A 16452-nucleotide genomic window follows, 5' to 3' on the forward strand; every position below is an offset into this window, starting at 1 on the left:
GCGTCCGCGCCAGGGCATGCGGCGGTGACCTTTGGCGTGCCGTGATGGTGTGCGGGACTACGCAGCCGAGGGAATACCCTCTGACCAGGGTCGCGAGGGACGCGAACGTGGACGAAGCACTCCCGCGCCGTCTGCCAAGGCTCGGGACTTGCGTACACACCTCGCCACTCACCGTGACCAAGGCACCGCAGTCCAAAAAGCGGCCTGGTCGCCGGTGACCTCGACCGTCCAGGCATAGCCCGCTCATCGGACACGCAAGCGACTTGATGCAAAGCCCGGCTGCAGCCGATCCCCAAAATGATCATTCTTGATGCCGCTTACTACCAGGCGCGACTCGTATTCTGAGAAGTCAACAGTAAACCCAGGTCGAGTAATCGGCATACTGGGCAAACCTCGCAATATATGCTCAGGTAAATTTAGTTGCCGCGGACCGAATATAACCCGACCCCAGCAGGACACGCCTGCCTATTGCACCTTCCATCCAACATATTTGAGATTCGGCCGAACAGACATTGGCTTTTTTACTCTTGGGCCGCGCCCATCCGCCGAAGGTGCCATTGCCCGCGATCCCGGTGCCGGCCACCACGGCGGAACCTCGGGCTGGAAGGAATCGGGACAGTTTCCGGCCGGTGCCCGTGGCCCGTCACACCGAGTTGTGAGCATCGCGCGGCGTCGTACGGTCGCTGAACCCGGCGACCCCCGGGACGAGAAGCGTTCCCAGGGTCACCACGGCGACCACGAGCCCGCTGACCAGCAGCGTCGCGCTCTCGCCGAGCGCGGCGACCGTCGGACCGACCAGTGCGTATCCCAGCGGCAGCAGGGCGAAGGAGCTGAGTTGGTCCAGTGCCAGCACCTTGCCCTGCAGCCCGGTCGGGATCTCGCGCTGCAGCGCGGAAATCCAGTACACGAAATACAGTTCCACCACGAAGCCGCCGAGCGCGAACATCGCGATCGTCCAGGGCAGCGGGAGTGGTCCGAGCAGGCTGAGCGGCAGTCCGGCGTAGCAGACGAGGGCGAGCATCGACACCGTTCCGCGTCGCTTCGGCCGCCATCTTCCGGCGAGCACGACCGCCGGCAGCGCACCGAGCCCGACCCCGGCGAGCACGGCCCCGTAGGAGAAGCCGCCGCCGAACTCCCGCTGGGCGATGACCGGCAACAGGGTCAGCGCCACCGCGGTGCCCACCATGATCTGCACGCAGGTGGCGATCATCACGGCCAGCACCCAGGGCCGCCGGTAGATCGCCCGCAGGCCGTCCCGCGCGTCGCCGAGCAACGTCGAGGGCTTGCGGTCCGGCGCGGGCGCGCGCACCCCGAGCACGGTGAACGCGGCGAGCGCGAAGGTGACGGCCGCGAGAAGCAGGGCGGCGCGGGTACCAAGCAGAGCGACCGTGCTCGCCCCGGCCAGCGCACCGAGCACGGCGGAACTCCGCAGCCCCGCCGAGATCAGGGCGTTTCCCTTCTCCAACAAGGAAACCGGCAGCAGCGCGGGCACCAGCGACCGGTACGCGGGGCGGCCGAGCGCCTCCCCCGCGCCGACCAGGACGGTAGCCACCACGAGCGCGCCCACCGGCAGCCGGTCCAGCAACAGCACCGTCACCACCAGGACGACCGCCCGGTAAGTGTCGGCGTAGACCACGATCCTCGATCGGCTCATCCGGTCCGCCAGCACGCCGCCGACGAGCAGGCACAGCACCAGTCCGGCCGCACGGCCGCCGAGCACCGCGGCGACGGTTCCGGCACCGCCGCCGCGCAGCACCACGTGCAGGCTCAGCGCGACCGGCACGAGCTGGTCGCCGATCGCGCCCGCGACCTGCCCTCCCCACACCCGGAGGAACCTCGGGTGATCGCGCACGGTGCTCGTCACGGGCGGATTCCGGCGCTCCACGGACGGCAAAGTGACGGGTCCCCTCTCCGGAAAGGTCTGATGCGCGCATCGATGACGAGCGGCTTTCGCCGAACGCGCGGTGCTCACGCCAATTCCGGCACCAGCAGCCCGAATTCGGTCAGCGCCTGCCGGAGCTCGGCCATGGTAGCGCGGTCGAGGTCGTCAGCGATCGTGTCGTCGTCCAGCGTGCCGCCCTTGCGCAGCAGCTCGAGGACCGGCGCGGCGGCGGCCGGGAGCCGCATCGACCTGCCGCGGGCGCGCAGCACGAGGGCGCCGTCCTCGGCCAGAGCGCTGAACTGCATGCCGACCCGCAACCGGTGGCGGGCGGTGGGTTCGGTCGCCGGGAGCACGGACACCGGCTCCGGGACCGATTCGCGGAATGCCGCCTCGCGCACGGTCCAGAGCAGCCGGTCGACCGGGTCTTCCGCCGCCCGGTGGGCGAGTCGCGCGGTGGCCTGCCCCAGTAGCTCGCGTGCGGCGTCCTCCGCGGCTTCCAGTGCGCCGAGATCCACCGCCTCGCGAAACCAAGGGTCCTCGCCCGCGACGTCCACCAGGTGGCGCAGCAGTTCGTGGCGGCTCACCTTGGTGACCCCGACGGTCAGATGGATGGACACGCTGTCCTCGGTGCGCGGGGCGTGCATGGTGCCGCCGGGCAGGTAGAGCGTGTCGCCCGGACGCAAGGTCAGCACGCCGAGCGGTTCGGCGGATGCCCGCAGCTCGTCCTGGCGCCGGGGCGGGAAGTCGAACCAGGCGTGGCTCGGCAGCGGATGGCGGATCGGCGGGCTCTTCAGCTCCCAGACCTTCGAACCGGCGATCTGCAGGACGAACACGTCCTGCGTGTCGTAATGCAGGGCCGCGCCGACCGCATGCGGCGGGCTGATGAACGCGTTGACCCGCACCGGGTGCCCGAGGTCGGCGGCGAGCGCGTGGGCGAACGCCCGCAGCGGCGGGTGGAACCGGTGCAGCGACCGCAGGATCAGGGTGTGCCCGGTCGCCAGGCCGCGCCGGACGAACTCGGTGTCGACGTACGGCGGCGAGCCCGCGGGATCTCCGAGGTCGGGAACTCCGGAAGCCGCGACCAGCAGTTCCCGGCCGTCCTTCGCCAGCCGGATCGAGGCGGTCCGGACCGCCGTGCCGCCGAGCAGTTCGTCCAGCGCGGCAGCGGAGAACAGGTCGGTGAACCCGCCGGTGAGCTCGTCGGCCGTGTGATGGACGTGCCGGGAGCCGAAGACCTCGCGCCGAAATCGTTCGGCGGAGGAAACCAGCCGGTCGAGTGTCATCGCGGAAACCCCCTCGGGCGGAAACGTTCGGTCAGCGGACGATGCCGGGCTCGGGTGTCCGGAAACCGGCGGGCAGGAGCGGGTCTCCGCCCGCCGGGATCCCGGCCGAGAGCAGGTACACCGCGAACTCCTCATCCGGGTCGACGCCGAGCAGCCGCTCGACCTCGCTGTCGCGGAACGCGATGGTCTGGAACGGGCCGAGTCCGAGCGCGGTGCACGTCAGCGCGTAGGTCTGCCCGTAGTGCCCGGCGTCGTACATCCACAGCCGGTACGCGCGCGGATGCCGGTACTTGTACGCGAGCCGGTGCGCGACCGCGGTGGTGAACACGGTGAATGCTCCCTCGTACGAAGGCCCCTGGTGATAGCTGAGCTCGGCGACCCGGTCGCGGGTCACGCGAGCGTCCAGCAGTTCCAGCGCATGGCGGCTCGCGGAGTAGTGGTACAGGCCAGGTGCGACCCCTTCGACGTCGTAGGCGACCAGGTAGCACTCGACCTCGTGCCGCCCGCCCGCGGACGCGCTGACCCGGCCCTGCTGCACGCCGAACAGCGCGCCGTCCAGGAACCGCTGCGGAGCGAAGGTGTGGAAGAGCAAGGTGGCCAACTGATCCAGCGAAACCGGCTCACCGGTGAACATCCGGTGCGTGCGGCGCGCGGCGAAGACGTCATCCACGCTCGCCCGCAGGGGCAGCGGCCGACGGGGCAGCATGATCACCGGATTGCCCGGGTATTCCTTGAAGATCGCCGGAGCTTCGCCTTCGGCGACGATCGCCGCGGCCACCGCGTCCCGCTCCGGGGTGCCCACGAGGTAGTTCGCGTCACGGGCGCCGAGGTGGAAACGTTCGGTGACCGCGCCCCAGTGCTTCCACAGTGCGGAGCGGTCCTGTTCGACGGATCCAGCCGTCTCGTCGGGCACCAGGATCCCGTGCTGGATCAGCAGATCCACGACCGGCTGGATCTTCTCCGGGCCGCCGGCGTCCACCGCCGAGACAAGTTCGTCGAGGTCGAGCGGATCCCCCGCGGCTTCAAGGATCGCGCGGACCCCGAGCGAAACCTTGAGCGACGAACCGCCGCCCGGCACTCCGACCAGGAAGCCCTTTCCGGTCCATTCACAGACCAGGGGATCTCGCCGACGCAGTTTCATGCTCTTCCCTTCCGACCAGTCCGGACGGGGCGTCCAGCCGCGACAGTTCCTGCTGCGGCTGGACGACGTTTCCCGGTCAGCCGCTCGGGTGGTCAAGCAGCGAGGCGTCGTTCTCCACGATCTCGATTTCGAACTCCATGACAGTCCCTCCCTTCTCAAACTCTCGAATCCGGCAGCGTTGGAGGTGGCTGCCGAAGCGGAAACGGCGAGCATCGAAGTATGGGAGTTGGTCGCCCGAAACCACTCGAACCGGGTCATGGGCGTATGACAACCAGCCTGGTCGACGACCGGAGACCCAGTCAAGGAGCGCCTGGGATTCCAGGAGATTCACTAGTCGCAACCGGTGCCGCAAGTTCCGCGAACCGTCCCGGCGGGGAAATCGAAGCGACGACGTGGCTCGCATCCGGGCACCGCGGAGCACGCCTTCCCGCCGGAAACCGGCCGTCACCACCACGTGCCGCCGGGCCGGGTCGTCCACCTCGACGCCGACCTCCGCTCGGTCGAGCGTGGTGGTGGCGAACAGATACCGGACAAGCAGCCGCAACGCGGTGGCGTCCACACCGGGGCCAGCGCCGTTGTTACAGCCCGAACAGCCGAGCGCGCCGCCGGAGTCGGCGGCACGCTAGCCCCGTGTTCGCACATGAGGATGGTTGGGGTGGGAAGAGCAATTCGCCTTGATCACCTTATTTGTCGTGGCGGGATACGTGAACGACCGCGTCCGCAGCGCCTGGCTTACGGCGGGTCGAGTGTGGAGAAGAAGCTCGGTGCGTTGCCGTTGGTGGCCGACTACTGCCGCCGGTTCGACCTGGCCGGGATCGTCGACCGGGCCTGCCCGATCCGTCAGGACGTGGCGATTCTGACCCACGGCCTGGACGCGATCGCGCCGGAACTTGATCGCATCGTCGGATCCATTGGGGCGCAAGCTATCGCGGCGTTCGGGATCGATGTGTCCCGATGTCATTGGGACATGACCTCGATCTCGCTGTACGGCGCCTACGACCATGTGGACGGCGGGGTACCGATCCGCGGCGACGTCGTGCGGGGACCGACTTCAGGTGACGGGCTGTGCTGACACTGCATGCCTAGCCTCAGCGCACCACCGCTTTCCAACCGCGGGAGGCGTCGGCGGGCCGGGCAGCTACGGCTTCGCGGCTCCGTGCACTCTTGCGGTGAAGCGCGCGGTCAGTTCCTCGACCCGCTGCAGGATGGCCGCGAGCGAGTTGTCCTCGAGCAACCGCATCCTTTTGACGTCGTCCGCGGTGTATCCGAATTCCGCCGCCTTCTTGAAGTCGATTTCGTGCCAGCTCTTTTTGCCCTTCAACTTGGGGCCGTTGGCGACGGCGTTCATCCGGTAGAGATTGTCCGGCCGGTCGCCGAGAGCCTCGAGTGCGGCTTTGATCTCCGCCTTGACCGCCGGTGACGCCTCGGTGTAGAGCGCGAGCAGTCGGTTGAGCTGGGGTAGTTTGGACAGGCGATCGAGGGAGACGAGGTGATCGGTCGCCAGGCGAGGTTTCCTCTGCAACGCGTCCCAGGTGGCCTGGGACATGACCTGATCGACGGCGAGTTTGCTGCGCGCCTTGTAGTTCGGCCCCGCGGTTCGCATCACGTCGATGAGGTCCTTGCTCGCTTCGCGCAGCGCGGCTCCCGCGGCCTCCTTCTCGGTGAGCAGTTCCGGGAGCCGGAAATTCAAATCCGCGGCCGTCCCGGTAGCATCTTTGGCCTGCTTCTCAAGTTCCAGCATTCTCCGCCGCCAAGCGAGGTAGGTCTGCTCCTCAACCGCCAGATTGCCCGCGCCGCTCAGTTTGTCGATCGCTTCGATCTTTTCCTCGAGGCTTTCCAATCTGTGCACGGGTCGGAGCCGCTCGGTGAGCGACTCCGGAAGCTTTGGCGGGCTTGCGGAGACTGCCTTCAATTCTTTGTTCGCTGCTGCCGCCGCCTCACCTTCGGCCCGGATCGAAGCCGTCGATTCGGCGATCCGCCGTTCGACGTCCGCGAGTTTTTCCGCCGCCGTCACCCGCTCCCGGACGTCGAGTGGCGCCTTCGGCTGCGCGGTGCGTTTCCTCCCGGCGGCGACGGCGGGTTTCGCCTTGGCGGTATCGGCCATGGCGGTCTTGATCCCACCGACCGAAAGGGACGGATCCACCGAAATCTGTTTGATGAAGGCTCCGATCTCGTCCTCCGTGAGGCCGAATTGCCGGCCCGCCCTGGTCACCTCCTTGACGACCTCACGGGCTTCCTCGAACATCGCTTTGAGCTTGGTGAGCTGCTCGGCGGGCAACTGCGCCGCATCGATCAGCTTCGCCGCCTTCATCTCGGTCATGAACCGGTCGAAGCCGATACGCCCGCGCCGGGCGAGTGCGTAGAGCGCGTACGCGAACTCGGGAACGGCGTTGAGCCCCGCGACACCGCTGTGCAGGGATCCACCAGCCTTCGCGCCGAACCGGAGGAGGGCCTGATCCGCTTCGATCTTCGCGACCGCCGCCCGCAACACGTTCTGCCGGACCTTCGCCGGAAGGGTGTCCAGCGATGCCGCGAACTTCGTCAGGTCGGGAGCCTTGTTGAAGAGGACAATGGCGTCCCAGATTCCGTCCACCGCGCGGAGCGCGCCACCCAGATCGAGTCCGGCGCCGAGTGCGGCGAGGAGCACCCAGGTGAAATTCGGTTCGCCGCCGAGGCCGGTGTCGGCGAACTTCTTCATCTTCTGATATTCCTTGAATTCCGAAATCGTCTGGTACACGCCGATGCCGGCCGCGCCGAGCGCCGCACCCGCACCGAGGACGCCCCCGACGGGAATCAGGAGGGCGAGCGCGAGCCCGACAACCCCGAGGAGGACGCCGATCCAGGCCTCGTTCCCGACGTACTTCGCCCGGCGATCGTTGATGAGCGAGTACGCCGCCGAATCCGGCTCGATGCCCTGTATCTCCATGGAGGAGACCAGGACCTCGGACAGTTTGTAGACGGCCTTCGGGTCCGACCGCAGATTCCCCTGTGATTCGTTGACATTGGCGCGGCGGGTCCTGAGGTAGGCGAGGATCGTCGCCTTGGCCGATTTCCGGTCGGCGGTCGCCAGTTCGAGGTGCGGGAACCTGTCGTCCGCGACGAGTGGATGCCCGGGCAGGGCCCTGATCGCCTGCTTCGCTCGTGCCCTGAGGTCGGCCGCCTCCAGGTCCTGCTTGCTCGCTGCCGGGTACGGCGACGTCTTGGGCGGGACGCTGTTCGCCTTCTCCACCAGGGCTGGGGCGGGAGTGGCTTTCACCTGGGCGAGGAGGGTGTCGATGACGGCGTCGTCCGAGTAGCGCTGTTGCGCGTCCAGGAACTGCCGATCGAGCTTCCCCAGGTAGTCGACCGTGATCTCCACGGTTTCCTGGAGGAACACCTTCTCGTACGCGTCCAGCGTGCGCTCGAAGTCCGCCTGATCGGCGAAGCCGTGCTTCGTGAGATTGGCGGTGAACTCCGCGATCTCCTGCTGACGCAGTTTGGCCGCCTCCGCGCCCAGTTCGGTGACCTTGTCCGCGTGGTATTTCAGATAGCCGGCAGCGGCGCGCTCCATTGCGCTGGGCAGTTTTCCCAGCTTCTTGTACTGCTCGTAGAGGGCTTTGGTGCCGTACAGCCTGCGGGCGACGGTTTCCCGGTGTTCGACCTCCCGCTCGCGTGCGGCCTTCGCCGCCAGGTAGCGGTCGATCGACGCTTCGAGCTCCGCCAGGTCCAGCGAGCGGGCGTCGAAGTCCTTGAGGTCCGCTTCGGAAAACTGGGACAGTTTGCCCGCCAGCCGGATCAGGATGTCGTACTGCTCGGGTGCGAAGTTCTCCGGTCCGCCGAGCAGCGATTTGATCGCGTACGGCAGCGCGTCGAGCCTGCGTTTGTCGGCGAGGAGCTGACGCCGGTACCCCGCCCAGATCTCGGCCTTGGCGTGCTCGCCCCTGCCGATCGGTAGGCCGGGTCGCTCGCCGGTCCCCGCGGAGTACCGGCGAGCGACTTCCGCGTCGATGCGGGCGCGGTCGCCCTTGTCGAGTGCGGAGTAGTCCTGGTCGAGCGCGGCCTTGGTGTCCGCCGACGGCGGTCGGCCGTACCGGGCCAGTTCGGCTCGCCGGACGCTGAACCGCACGGCTCTGCCAACATGCTTGGCCGGCTCGGCTAGGACGACGTCGATCTCGGACGTGGACGCGCTCCACGGCAGGTTCACCGCGTGGCCGAAGATGACCGTCTCCACGTAGCGCAGCAGCTGCCGACGGCTGGCGAGCCCGGCCGGAATCCTGATCGTGTGCGGGACGCGTTCGTCCTCGCCCCGGCTGGCCGGCGCGGGCTGGCGGCGAATCGTCCGAGTGTTCCCCTGGGCGACATGCGCGAGTTCGTGAGCGAGCAGTCGCCGGCCCGAGGGTGAACGCGGCTGGTACTCCCCGAACCCGAACACGATGTCGGTGCCCACGGTGAACGCGCGGGCACCGACGGCGCGGGCCGCCTCGGCGGCCCGCGCGCCGGTGTGCACCCGAATGCGGCTGAAATCGGCCCGTTGACCGGTCCGGCTGCCCGAAAGGGCGTCGGTTGCGAGTCCGTCCGCCGCGGTTTCCGCAGGATCGTCGGGACGGCCAACCGAAAGGCCGACGGCAGAGGCCCGGACGGGGAGGCGCGAGAAATCGGCGGCGAAGCGCGGCTCCATGAACTGCCGGATGTCGGCCTCGAGCGGCTCACCGGCGGACCGCAACACATCGGCGACGGCGCTGGTCGCGGTCACTGATTCCGGACGCCTGCCGGTGCGCACGATGTGGCTCCCCATGCCACCTCCCCTCGGCATGGGGAAATCCTGACGAATCAGCGTCACCAGAGCGTCACCGCTTGGCTGCCGAGATGGTTGGTCACCCAACGCAACAATATCCAGACGGCTGGGAGGAGCAGCCCCTCGGCGGAAGAGTGCAGAAATCTAAAGCGTTGTTGAGCCTCGCGGCGGGCCCGAGGTCGCGTGCACGGGTGTCCGAAGTACGGCGCAGGCTCCGGTTGCCGCCAGCGCTGTCTACCAGCAGCACCACCGTCTCGGATCAGCATCTTGACGCAACTGGATGGTTGCCATACTGTCGCAACCATCCAGTTGCGAAAGGAGCGTTTCGAAGATGACCACGCCCGACGACTTCACCACCGAGTTCATCGTCGACCACACGCCGGATGAGGTGTTCGCGGCGATCAACGATGTTCGTGCCTGGTTCAGTGAGACCATCACCGGCGCGTCCGCCGAGGTCGGCGATGTGTTCTCGTTCGCCGACGAGGCCATCACGTCGGGTCGGATCCGGGTCACCGACCTGGCTCCCGGCCACCGGGTGGCCTGGCACGTCGAGGACGCCCACGACGAGTGGAACGACACCACGATGACCTTCGAGATCACCCGGGGCGAGGCCGGGACCACGCTGCGGTTCACCCACCACGGCTTGACCCCGGCCGCTGCGTGCTACCGGGACTGCTCGCAAGGCTGGACCAGCTGCGTCAACACGAGCCTGCACGCCTTGATCACCACCGGCAGCGGTCGGCCCATCCCCGCGTCGGCCGCCCGGTGAACATCGTGAGCCCGAGCCGGGCCGGGCTGGTTCTGGTCGTGCTGTTCCTCGGCACGTTCGTCCTGGGGACCGCCGAACTGATCGTGCCCGGGATGTTGAACCTGATGGCCGCCGACCTGGACGTGTCGATCCCGGCGGCCGGGATGCTGGTGACCGCGAACGCGTTGGGGCTCGCACTGGGCGGGCCGGTCCTGACCGCGTTGACGATCAGGCTCCCCAAGCGGACGATCCTGACCGGCGCACTCGGCCTGTTCGTCATGGCGAACCTGGTGCTGGTGCTGACGGACGACTACAGCCTGTTCCTCGTGGCGCGCGTGCTGGCGGGTGCGGCGCAGGGGTTGGCCATCGCCGCCGCGTTGGAGGTCGGCACCTCGATCGTGCCGCCGGAGCGGATGGGGCGGGCGATCGCCGTGGTCATCTCCGGATTCTCCGTGTCGGCCGCGCTGGGCGTGCCGCTGGGCACGTTGGCGGGACAGGCGTTGGGCTGGCGGGGGACGTTCACGGCGATCGTGGTGCTCGCCGCTCTGACGCTCGTCGCCGTCATCGGTGTCGTGCCGCCCGTGCCCGCCAGTGGCGGCGGCATCGGCAGTCAGGCCAAGTACGCCTTCGCGCCGCGGGTGCTCGCCGTGCTCGGCTTCTGTTTTCTGATGTGCGCGGCGGAATTCGCCGCGCTGACCTACATCGCGCCGTTCCTGGAGCAGGTCACCGGCATCTCCGGCACAGTGATCAGCCTTTTCCTGCTGGCCTACGGTGCGGCGACCGCGTTCGGCTCGTTCGGCGGCGGCCGGTTCGCCGACAGCAACGCCCCGCGTGCGCTGATCATCGGCAGCTGCGGCCTCGCGATCTCCCTGCTGGTGCTGTACCTGGCGGGCGCGGTCGCGGCAGTGGTCGCGTTGGCGCTGCTCGCGATGGGGATCTTCAGCATGGGAATGGTGCCTGTGATGCAGTACCGGGTGGTGAGCCTCGCCGGCCCCGGCGCCCAGCTCGCCCAGTCACTGCCCGCGTCGTTCGCCAATCTCGGTGTCGCGTTCGGCTCGGCCGCGGGCGGCGTGGCGATCGCTGGATTCTCGGCCGCCACGACGGTGCTCACCGCGTTCGCCATCGCGTGCGCCACCACCGTGGTCGCCTGGGCCACCAGCTTCCTCAAGCCACCAACGGCGAGCGGGCGCCCCCGCACCGAGCAAGCGCCCGCGGCGGTCCAGTCGCGGTAGACCAGGTCGAGCCGGCGGAACACCGACTCGCCCGCACTGACCACACTCGGTAGCGCGCTCCTGATCTGACGCCGGCCGCGTGTGGAGTCGTAACCACTACCGGTTGCCCTAGAGTGGTGACCGCAAAACGGAGGATGTAAATGGGTATTCCTGACCGCATCGAGCGAACCATCGAGGTCGCGCACGCGCCGACGAAGGTGTGGGCCGCGCTCACCACCGCCGAAGGCCTTGGCAACTGGTTCGGCGATTCCGCGACCATCGAACTGCGGCCGGGTGGCCCGGCCAAGGTGATGTGGGATGGCGGTTACGTGATCGATCTGACGGTGGAACGGGTCGAGGAACCGACCGTGTTCGGCTTCGCCTGGAAAATGCCCGGCCTGCCGGAAAACAACCCGTACCACACGCACGTCGAGTTCACCCTGGAACCGACCGCGACCGGCACCCGGCTGCGCGTGGTGGAGACCGGGTTCGCCCAAATGCCGGCGACGATCGCCAGCAATGAGTTCGACGGACACACCGATGGCTGGCCGAAAGAACTCGGCGAACTGGTCGACTACCTCAATGCCGCCTGACCAGGAGACGATCGCCGAACAGGTCTTCACCGCACTGTCCGATCCGACCCGCCGCGCCATCCTGTCCGCGCTGGCAGAGGCCGGCCCGGCCACCGCGACGGATCTGGCGAATCGCCTGCCCATCACCCGGCAGGCGATCGCCAAGCATCTCGGGCTGTTGACAGAGGCCGGATTGGTCAGAGCGGAACCTGGAGAGCGGCGCCGAGTGCGCTACCACCTGCACTCGGCGCCGATGCGGGTCGCCCAACAGTTCCTCGCCGCGCTTGCCAGGGACTGGGACGGCCCGCTCAGCGCCTTGAAGGACCATCTGGACCGGGACCTGGGAACATCGTGAGAAGCGCAAGCCTTTCCTCGGCCGGAATTCCCCGGGGCGGCCCGGTGTATCCGTTATACGGGGCGTGCGTACAGGACTGTGGGTCCGCCGGGCCGGATGCCGAGGCGGTGCCTTTCCGGACTATGCGGGCCTCAGGACGACCACGGTTGTATTGGGAGAGGCGAGCCTCGCCCGTGTCTGGCAGCTTGTAGGAGATCAGCGCGAGGTGGGTGATCTCCAGCAGTTCCTCGATGCGCACTCCGGTATGGCGCAAGATCTCGATCACTGCCCATGCCCAAACGCCTCGTGCCCGGGTGCGCGGTGCAGGCGGGCACGATCCACGAACTCCTCCTCCCCCAACAACCACATGGCGATGTGCCGGTGCCTCGGCAGCTTCCACCGGCCTTCGCGACTTCACCGAGCGCCGGGATTGCCTTGTCTGGCTGGACTCATTGCTGCCGTCGTCGCGCAGCAGGAGGCTGCGTACCACTTCCTCAGCCGGGGTGGCCGGCTACGTGGTCGTCGATGGTGGTCTCCGTACCAGCACGGATACCCGGTGTCGGCTACGTGGCGGAACCTCTTCAACCATGAACAGTGCAGTGAAGAAGCTGAGGACAGTGTTCCGCCGCGTGACCGGCCTCGTCGCCGCGACTGTGGTGGTCGGAGGGTTCCTGCTCGCCGGTCCCGCGCCGGCCGGGGCGACGACAGCCCTGCAGGGGCCGTCCCTGGGCGGCTACGACATCGGGTCGCTCACCCTGACCGGGAGCGGTTTCCTGCCCAGTCACCGGGTGTGGGTGCGTACCGCGGTGTCGGGCTCGGTCCCGACGTGCGGAGGGATCCTGCTCTCCGACCTCCGGCAGAGCCCGGTGCTGCTGCAGGCGACGTCGGATGGTGCGGGCAACCTCTCGGTGAAGGTGGACCCCAAGTCCACGCTGCCGCCGTTGCTGGTCTGCGACAACCCGATCCAGTACCTCTACGGCGCCTACCCCGGTGAGCAGGTGCATTTCAGCGCACACGACGAGCGGTACGTGAACGGCCAGCTGCTCTGGAGCAACACGTTCACGGTCACTGCGTAGTGAGGGGAGTTCCGATGAAGCTCGTTCGGACGGCGGCCGCCGCGGCGGCGGTCACGGCGACCGTGATCCTGTCCGGAACCGCACCCGCGACGGCCCTTGAAGGCGCGGACCTGCGTCTGCGGGACATCGAGACCAGGTGCCTGGCCGTCATCGGTTCCGACAACGGCGCACCGGTAAGCACCCAGGGGTGCAATGGAAATATCAACCAGATTTGGGCGGGCGGAGCCACCATCGACGGGGACATCAGGAGCGCCTGGAACGGTAGGTGCGTCACGGCCGTCCAGCGTGACAAACCCTACCGGGTACTCGAGGCGTTCGACTGCACGGGCGCCGCCGACCAGCACTGGACCTGGGACAAGCACCCCACTGCCAGGGAAGCGCTCTGTCTCAAGTTCGAACCGAACACGTGCCTGTGGTGGCGCCATGACCGTGGCCCCTACGTCGCGGATCTGACGGTGGGTGAAGGGTTCTGGCGCTGGTACTTCCATTGATCCGGGGGTGGGAAGGCCACCTTCACGTTGGGATGGGGACGTGAAGGTGGCCTTCACTCCGAGCGGGCCGCGTTCGCCCACTGGGCGAGTGCGAGCCTGCTGTCGATGTCGAGCTTGCGGTAGCTGTTGCGGAGGTGGGTCTCGACGGTGCGCTCGCTCAGGAACAGGCGTTTCGCGATATCCGCATTGGACAGTCCGGCACCGACGAGGTGCACGACCTCCGTCTCACGCTCGCTGAGTACTCCACTCCCCCGTTTCGTCCGCCGGGTGAGGCCGTGCGCGCGGGTCAGCCGGCGGGCGCGGGCAAGCCACGGTGTCGAGCCGGCGTGTTCGAACGCGCTGAGGCAGGCTTCGATCAGGTCCGGGTCGGCGTCGTCGTCCAACTCCAGCGCCGCGACCCAGGCCTGGGCGGACAGCAGGATCGCGCCCATCGCGTCGAGGCGTTTCGCTGCCGTGGTCAGCAGCTCACGGGACCCGTCGTTGTCTCCCCGTGCTGCCGCGATCAGCCCGTCCTGCTGGTCGGCGAGCGCGTGCAGCAGTGGAGAGGTCCGGCCGGTCCGCCGCAGGATCTCGGCGACCCCGGCCGCGGCAGCGTCGTTCCCGGCGGCGATGGCCGCGAGCCCGGCGAGGTGGACACCGAGACAGCCAATCACGTCCCGGAACGGAACGGGGTCCGTCAGCGGCGGCGCGTCCGCAGGGTGGCCACTGTGCAGGGCGACGGCAGTCGCGGCGGCGTTCCACCCCTGGAGGAACCCGTTCTCCCGCAGGTCACGCCGGTCCTCGGTCTGCCGGAGGCACTCGGTCGCCTCCTCGGAGCGGCCCAGCTCGGCCAGCAGGAGCGCGCGGAAAGTCACCATGCGGGCGCCCAGCCGGTGCAGCCCGATCCGGTGGCACGACGCGATGCCGTTCTCGACCATCGCCAGCGCCTCGCGTGGCTCGCCCGCGTAATACCTCGCCGCGGCATGCATGAACTGGGTGGAGCAGCGTGCCGCCGGCACCTGGATGACGGCTTTCGCGTTCACCCCGTTCTCGGTGTGCGCGATCGCGGCGGGGATGTCGCCCAGCAGGAGACACACCGCCGCCAGCAGCCGGTGTGCGGCGTGCACGACGCCCGGCTGCTCGTCCGCATACGGCTCCACCGCGTGCAACCCGTCGAGCAGCAGGCGGTGCGCGGTGGTGAACTCGCAGTCGAGGATGGCCGCGTACGCTCGGCTTTGCGCGACCACGGCACGCACGCCGGGGTCGGCGTGATCGAGATCCAGCCCGGCCATCCAGTCGGTCAGCCCCCGTAGCCGCAGGTTGTCCCAGTGACGGGAGGCGATGACCCAGCGAAGCATGATGGACTGGGTGTCCAACGCCCCGGTCAGCTGCAACCGCGCCTGCGCGTGGGAATCGGCCAGCGCCCGGTTTCCCCGCTCGGACTCCAGCAAAGCGAGCCGGAGGTGCAGTGCCGCCCGAAGCTCGTCCTCACCGAGCTGTTCGGCCAGATCCAGGCGTTGCGACCAGACGGCGGCGGCCGCGTCCAGGTTGCCCGCTCCCTGATGCGCCAGCCCAAGATCGTCCAGCAGTGCCGTAACCAGCTCGGGGGCGACCGGCCGGGCCAGAGCCAGTGCCGCGGTGAGGTACTCGACGGCCTCCTCCGCGGCGAAGACCCCCAGCGCCCGCCGCCCGGCCGCGGCGAGCACCTCGACCGCCCGGTTCGGCGATACCCGGTCCCCGGCGCCGCGGTAATGCGGGGCCAGCGCGAGGACATTTCCCGGATCCACTTCGTCCATGGCCGCGGCCACCGTCGCGTGCAGCCTGCGGCGCCCGCTCGCGGTCAGTTCCGCATAGGCGACCTCGGCGAAGAGCGGGTGCGACACCCGGTACGTCGTGGCGCCCGCGGACCCCTCCTCGACCAGGCCGCGGCGGAGCAGCGGTGTCAGGGTCTCGTCGAGATCGCCCCCGTGCCAGGCGACGTTCAGCAGCGACAGCGAACCGGCCTCCCCCGCCACCGCGATCAGGTCGAGCAGTTCCCGCTGGGTGGCGTCGAGCTCCCGCAGCTTCTCCAGTACGACGTCGCGGATGATCCCTGGCACGGGCCGCTCGTCGCGCGTGACCAGCGTGGTGATGAACAGCGGGTTGCCCCGGGTCCGGGCGGTGACATCGTGCAGGAACCCGTCCGACGGCTGTTCCCCGAGCAGCTGGCCGACCAGCTCGGCAACGTCCGTGGACGTGAGCGGGGCGAGCGCCAGATCGTCGCCGGACTGCCGCCGCACCGTCGCGGCGAGATCGGCGAGCGCGCTGCCGGGTTCGGCCGGCCGGTGTGTGCACAGAACGAGCAGGCGGTGGCCACCGCAGCCCTGGCCGAGGTAGTTCGCCAGTTCGATGGTGCCGCGGTCGGCCCAGTGCAGGTCGTCGAGGAACAGCAGGGTAGGCGCCCGCCTGGCGAGGCGCTCGGCCAACCGCAGCACGGCCTCGAACATGCGGGTGCGGTCCAGGTCGGGATCGCCTGCGGTACCGGGGGCGGGCAGCCTCGGGTCGGCGACGAGCCTGCCGAGGTCGGGCAGGTCGCCCGCCAGCTCCGCCGCCTCCACGTCGTCCACCGTGTTCAGCACCCGGCGGACCGCCGCCACGATCGGCGCGTAGGCGAGCCCGGTCTGCAGGGGGTCGGCCTGTCCGGTCAGGACGGTGAAACCCCGGTCGCGAGCCAGGTCCACGGCGTGCGCGCCGAGCCGGGACTTGCCGATGCCGGCCTCACCGGACAACAACACGACCCGGCCCCGGCCGTCGAGGGCGTCCTCTACCGCCGTCGCCAGCACGGCCCGTTCACGCCGGCGGCCGACGAGCTGTGGCTCCATCCCGTGCCTCCCCGAAAGCAGGGCGTCACCGGGGATTATGCCCGACCCCACGGGTGTGGCCACCCAGCCGATGTGGTGATCGTGGAGCCCGGCGGGTAGT

Annotated in this window: 13 protein-coding genes; 7 read left to right on the forward strand and 6 right to left on the reverse strand. The window is 68.7% G+C overall.

Annotation, left to right across the window (positions count from 1 at the left end; genetic code table 11):
- Positions 1 to 643: 643 nt before the first annotated feature.
- From FXO23_RS10965 to FXO23_RS10980, 4 genes are all read right to left on the reverse strand, one after another.
- Positions 644 to 1864 carry an MFS transporter gene (locus FXO23_RS10965; protein ID WP_158883630.1) on the reverse strand — a complete coding sequence of 407 codons (1221 nt, stop codon included), beginning with the start codon at positions 1862 to 1864 and terminating at the stop codon, positions 644 to 646.
- A 104-nt stretch (positions 1865 to 1968) separates the two neighbouring features.
- Entirely contained in the window at positions 1969 to 3165 is a 1197-nt protein-coding gene (locus FXO23_RS10970) for a JmjC domain-containing protein (RefSeq protein ID WP_158883632.1), read from the reverse strand.
- A gap of 31 nt (positions 3166 to 3196) precedes the next feature.
- A complete protein-coding gene (locus FXO23_RS10975; RefSeq protein ID WP_158883634.1) occupies positions 3197 to 4306 on the reverse strand; it encodes a SagB/ThcOx family dehydrogenase in 1110 nt (369 codons plus the stop codon).
- A 76-nt stretch (positions 4307 to 4382) separates the two neighbouring features.
- A complete protein-coding gene (locus tag FXO23_RS10980) occupies positions 4383 to 4865 on the reverse strand; it encodes a GNAT family N-acetyltransferase (RefSeq protein WP_158883636.1) in 483 nt (160 codons plus the stop codon).
- 189 nt (positions 4866 to 5054) lie between these two features.
- Here FXO23_RS10980 and FXO23_RS10985 point away from each other — a divergent pair, with 189 nt between their 5' ends.
- Positions 5055 to 5378: a hypothetical protein gene (locus FXO23_RS10985; RefSeq protein WP_179956742.1), complete on the forward strand. Its 324-nt coding sequence runs from the start codon at positions 5055 to 5057 to the stop codon at positions 5376 to 5378.
- Positions 5379 to 5444: 66 nt separating this feature from the next.
- Here the strand turns inward: FXO23_RS10985 and FXO23_RS10990 are convergent, their stop codons facing one another.
- On the reverse strand, positions 5445 to 9080 hold the full coding sequence (locus tag FXO23_RS10990; RefSeq protein WP_218951954.1) for an eCIS core domain-containing protein: 3636 nt from the start codon (positions 9078 to 9080) through the stop codon (positions 5445 to 5447).
- A gap of 331 nt (positions 9081 to 9411) precedes the next feature.
- Between FXO23_RS10990 and FXO23_RS10995 the strand changes: the two genes are divergently transcribed.
- The 6 genes from FXO23_RS10995 (at position 9412) to FXO23_RS11020 (ending at position 13512) form a co-directional block, all read left to right on the forward strand.
- Complete coding sequence (locus tag FXO23_RS10995) at positions 9412 to 9849, forward strand: SRPBCC family protein (protein WP_158883640.1); 438 nt, start codon at positions 9412 to 9414, stop codon at positions 9847 to 9849.
- Between the two features lie 5 nt (positions 9850 to 9854).
- Entirely contained in the window at positions 9855 to 11060 is a 1206-nt protein-coding gene (locus tag FXO23_RS11000) for an MFS transporter (protein WP_218951955.1), read from the forward strand.
- A gap of 140 nt (positions 11061 to 11200) precedes the next feature.
- On the forward strand, positions 11201 to 11632 hold the full coding sequence (locus tag FXO23_RS11005; RefSeq protein ID WP_158883644.1) for an SRPBCC domain-containing protein: 432 nt from the start codon (positions 11201 to 11203) through the stop codon (positions 11630 to 11632).
- Positions 11622 to 11966 carry an ArsR/SmtB family transcription factor gene (locus FXO23_RS11010; protein ID WP_158883646.1) on the forward strand — a complete coding sequence of 115 codons (345 nt, stop codon included), beginning with the start codon at positions 11622 to 11624 and terminating at the stop codon, positions 11964 to 11966. The genes FXO23_RS11005 and FXO23_RS11010 overlap by 11 nt, the downstream gene beginning before the upstream one ends.
- A gap of 566 nt (positions 11967 to 12532) precedes the next feature.
- Complete coding sequence (locus FXO23_RS11015) at positions 12533 to 13021, forward strand: hypothetical protein (protein WP_246257127.1); 489 nt, start codon at positions 12533 to 12535, stop codon at positions 13019 to 13021.
- Positions 13022 to 13035: 14 nt separating this feature from the next.
- A complete protein-coding gene (locus tag FXO23_RS11020) occupies positions 13036 to 13512 on the forward strand; it encodes an RICIN domain-containing protein (RefSeq protein ID WP_158883648.1) in 477 nt (158 codons plus the stop codon).
- Between the two features lie 53 nt (positions 13513 to 13565).
- Here the strand turns inward: FXO23_RS11020 and FXO23_RS11025 are convergent, their stop codons facing one another.
- Entirely contained in the window at positions 13566 to 16352 is a 2787-nt protein-coding gene (locus FXO23_RS11025) for an ATP-binding protein (protein ID WP_158883650.1), read from the reverse strand.
- Positions 16353 to 16452 lie beyond the last annotated feature (100 nt).

This window comes from Amycolatopsis anabasis (assembly GCF_009765355.1).
Classification (GTDB): Bacteria; Actinomycetota; Actinomycetes; order Mycobacteriales; family Pseudonocardiaceae; genus Amycolatopsis; species Amycolatopsis anabasis.

Coding starts and splice junctions, on each gene's coding strand:
- FXO23_RS10970 (WP_158883632.1), bottom strand. CDS start 3,165: ATGACACTCGACCGGCTGGTTTCCTCCGCCGAACGATTTCGGCGCGAG.
- FXO23_RS10975 (WP_158883634.1), bottom strand. CDS start 4,306: ATGAAACTGCGTCGGCGAGATCCCCTGGTCTGTGAATGGACCGGAAAG.
- FXO23_RS10990 (WP_218951954.1), bottom strand. CDS start 9,080: ATGGGGAGCCACATCGTGCGCACCGGCAGGCGTCCGGAATCAGTGACC.
- FXO23_RS10995 (WP_158883640.1), top strand. CDS start 9,412: ATGACCACGCCCGACGACTTCACCACCGAGTTCATCGTCGACCACACG.
- FXO23_RS11005 (WP_158883644.1), top strand. CDS start 11,201: ATGGGTATTCCTGACCGCATCGAGCGAACCATCGAGGTCGCGCACGCG.
- FXO23_RS11010 (WP_158883646.1), top strand. CDS start 11,622: ATGCCGCCTGACCAGGAGACGATCGCCGAACAGGTCTTCACCGCACTG.
- FXO23_RS11015 (WP_246257127.1), top strand. CDS start 12,533: ATGAACAGTGCAGTGAAGAAGCTGAGGACAGTGTTCCGCCGCGTGACC.
- FXO23_RS11020 (WP_158883648.1), top strand. CDS start 13,036: ATGAAGCTCGTTCGGACGGCGGCCGCCGCGGCGGCGGTCACGGCGACC.
- FXO23_RS11025 (WP_158883650.1), bottom strand. CDS start 16,352: ATGGAGCCACAGCTCGTCGGCCGCCGGCGTGAACGGGCCGTGCTGGCG.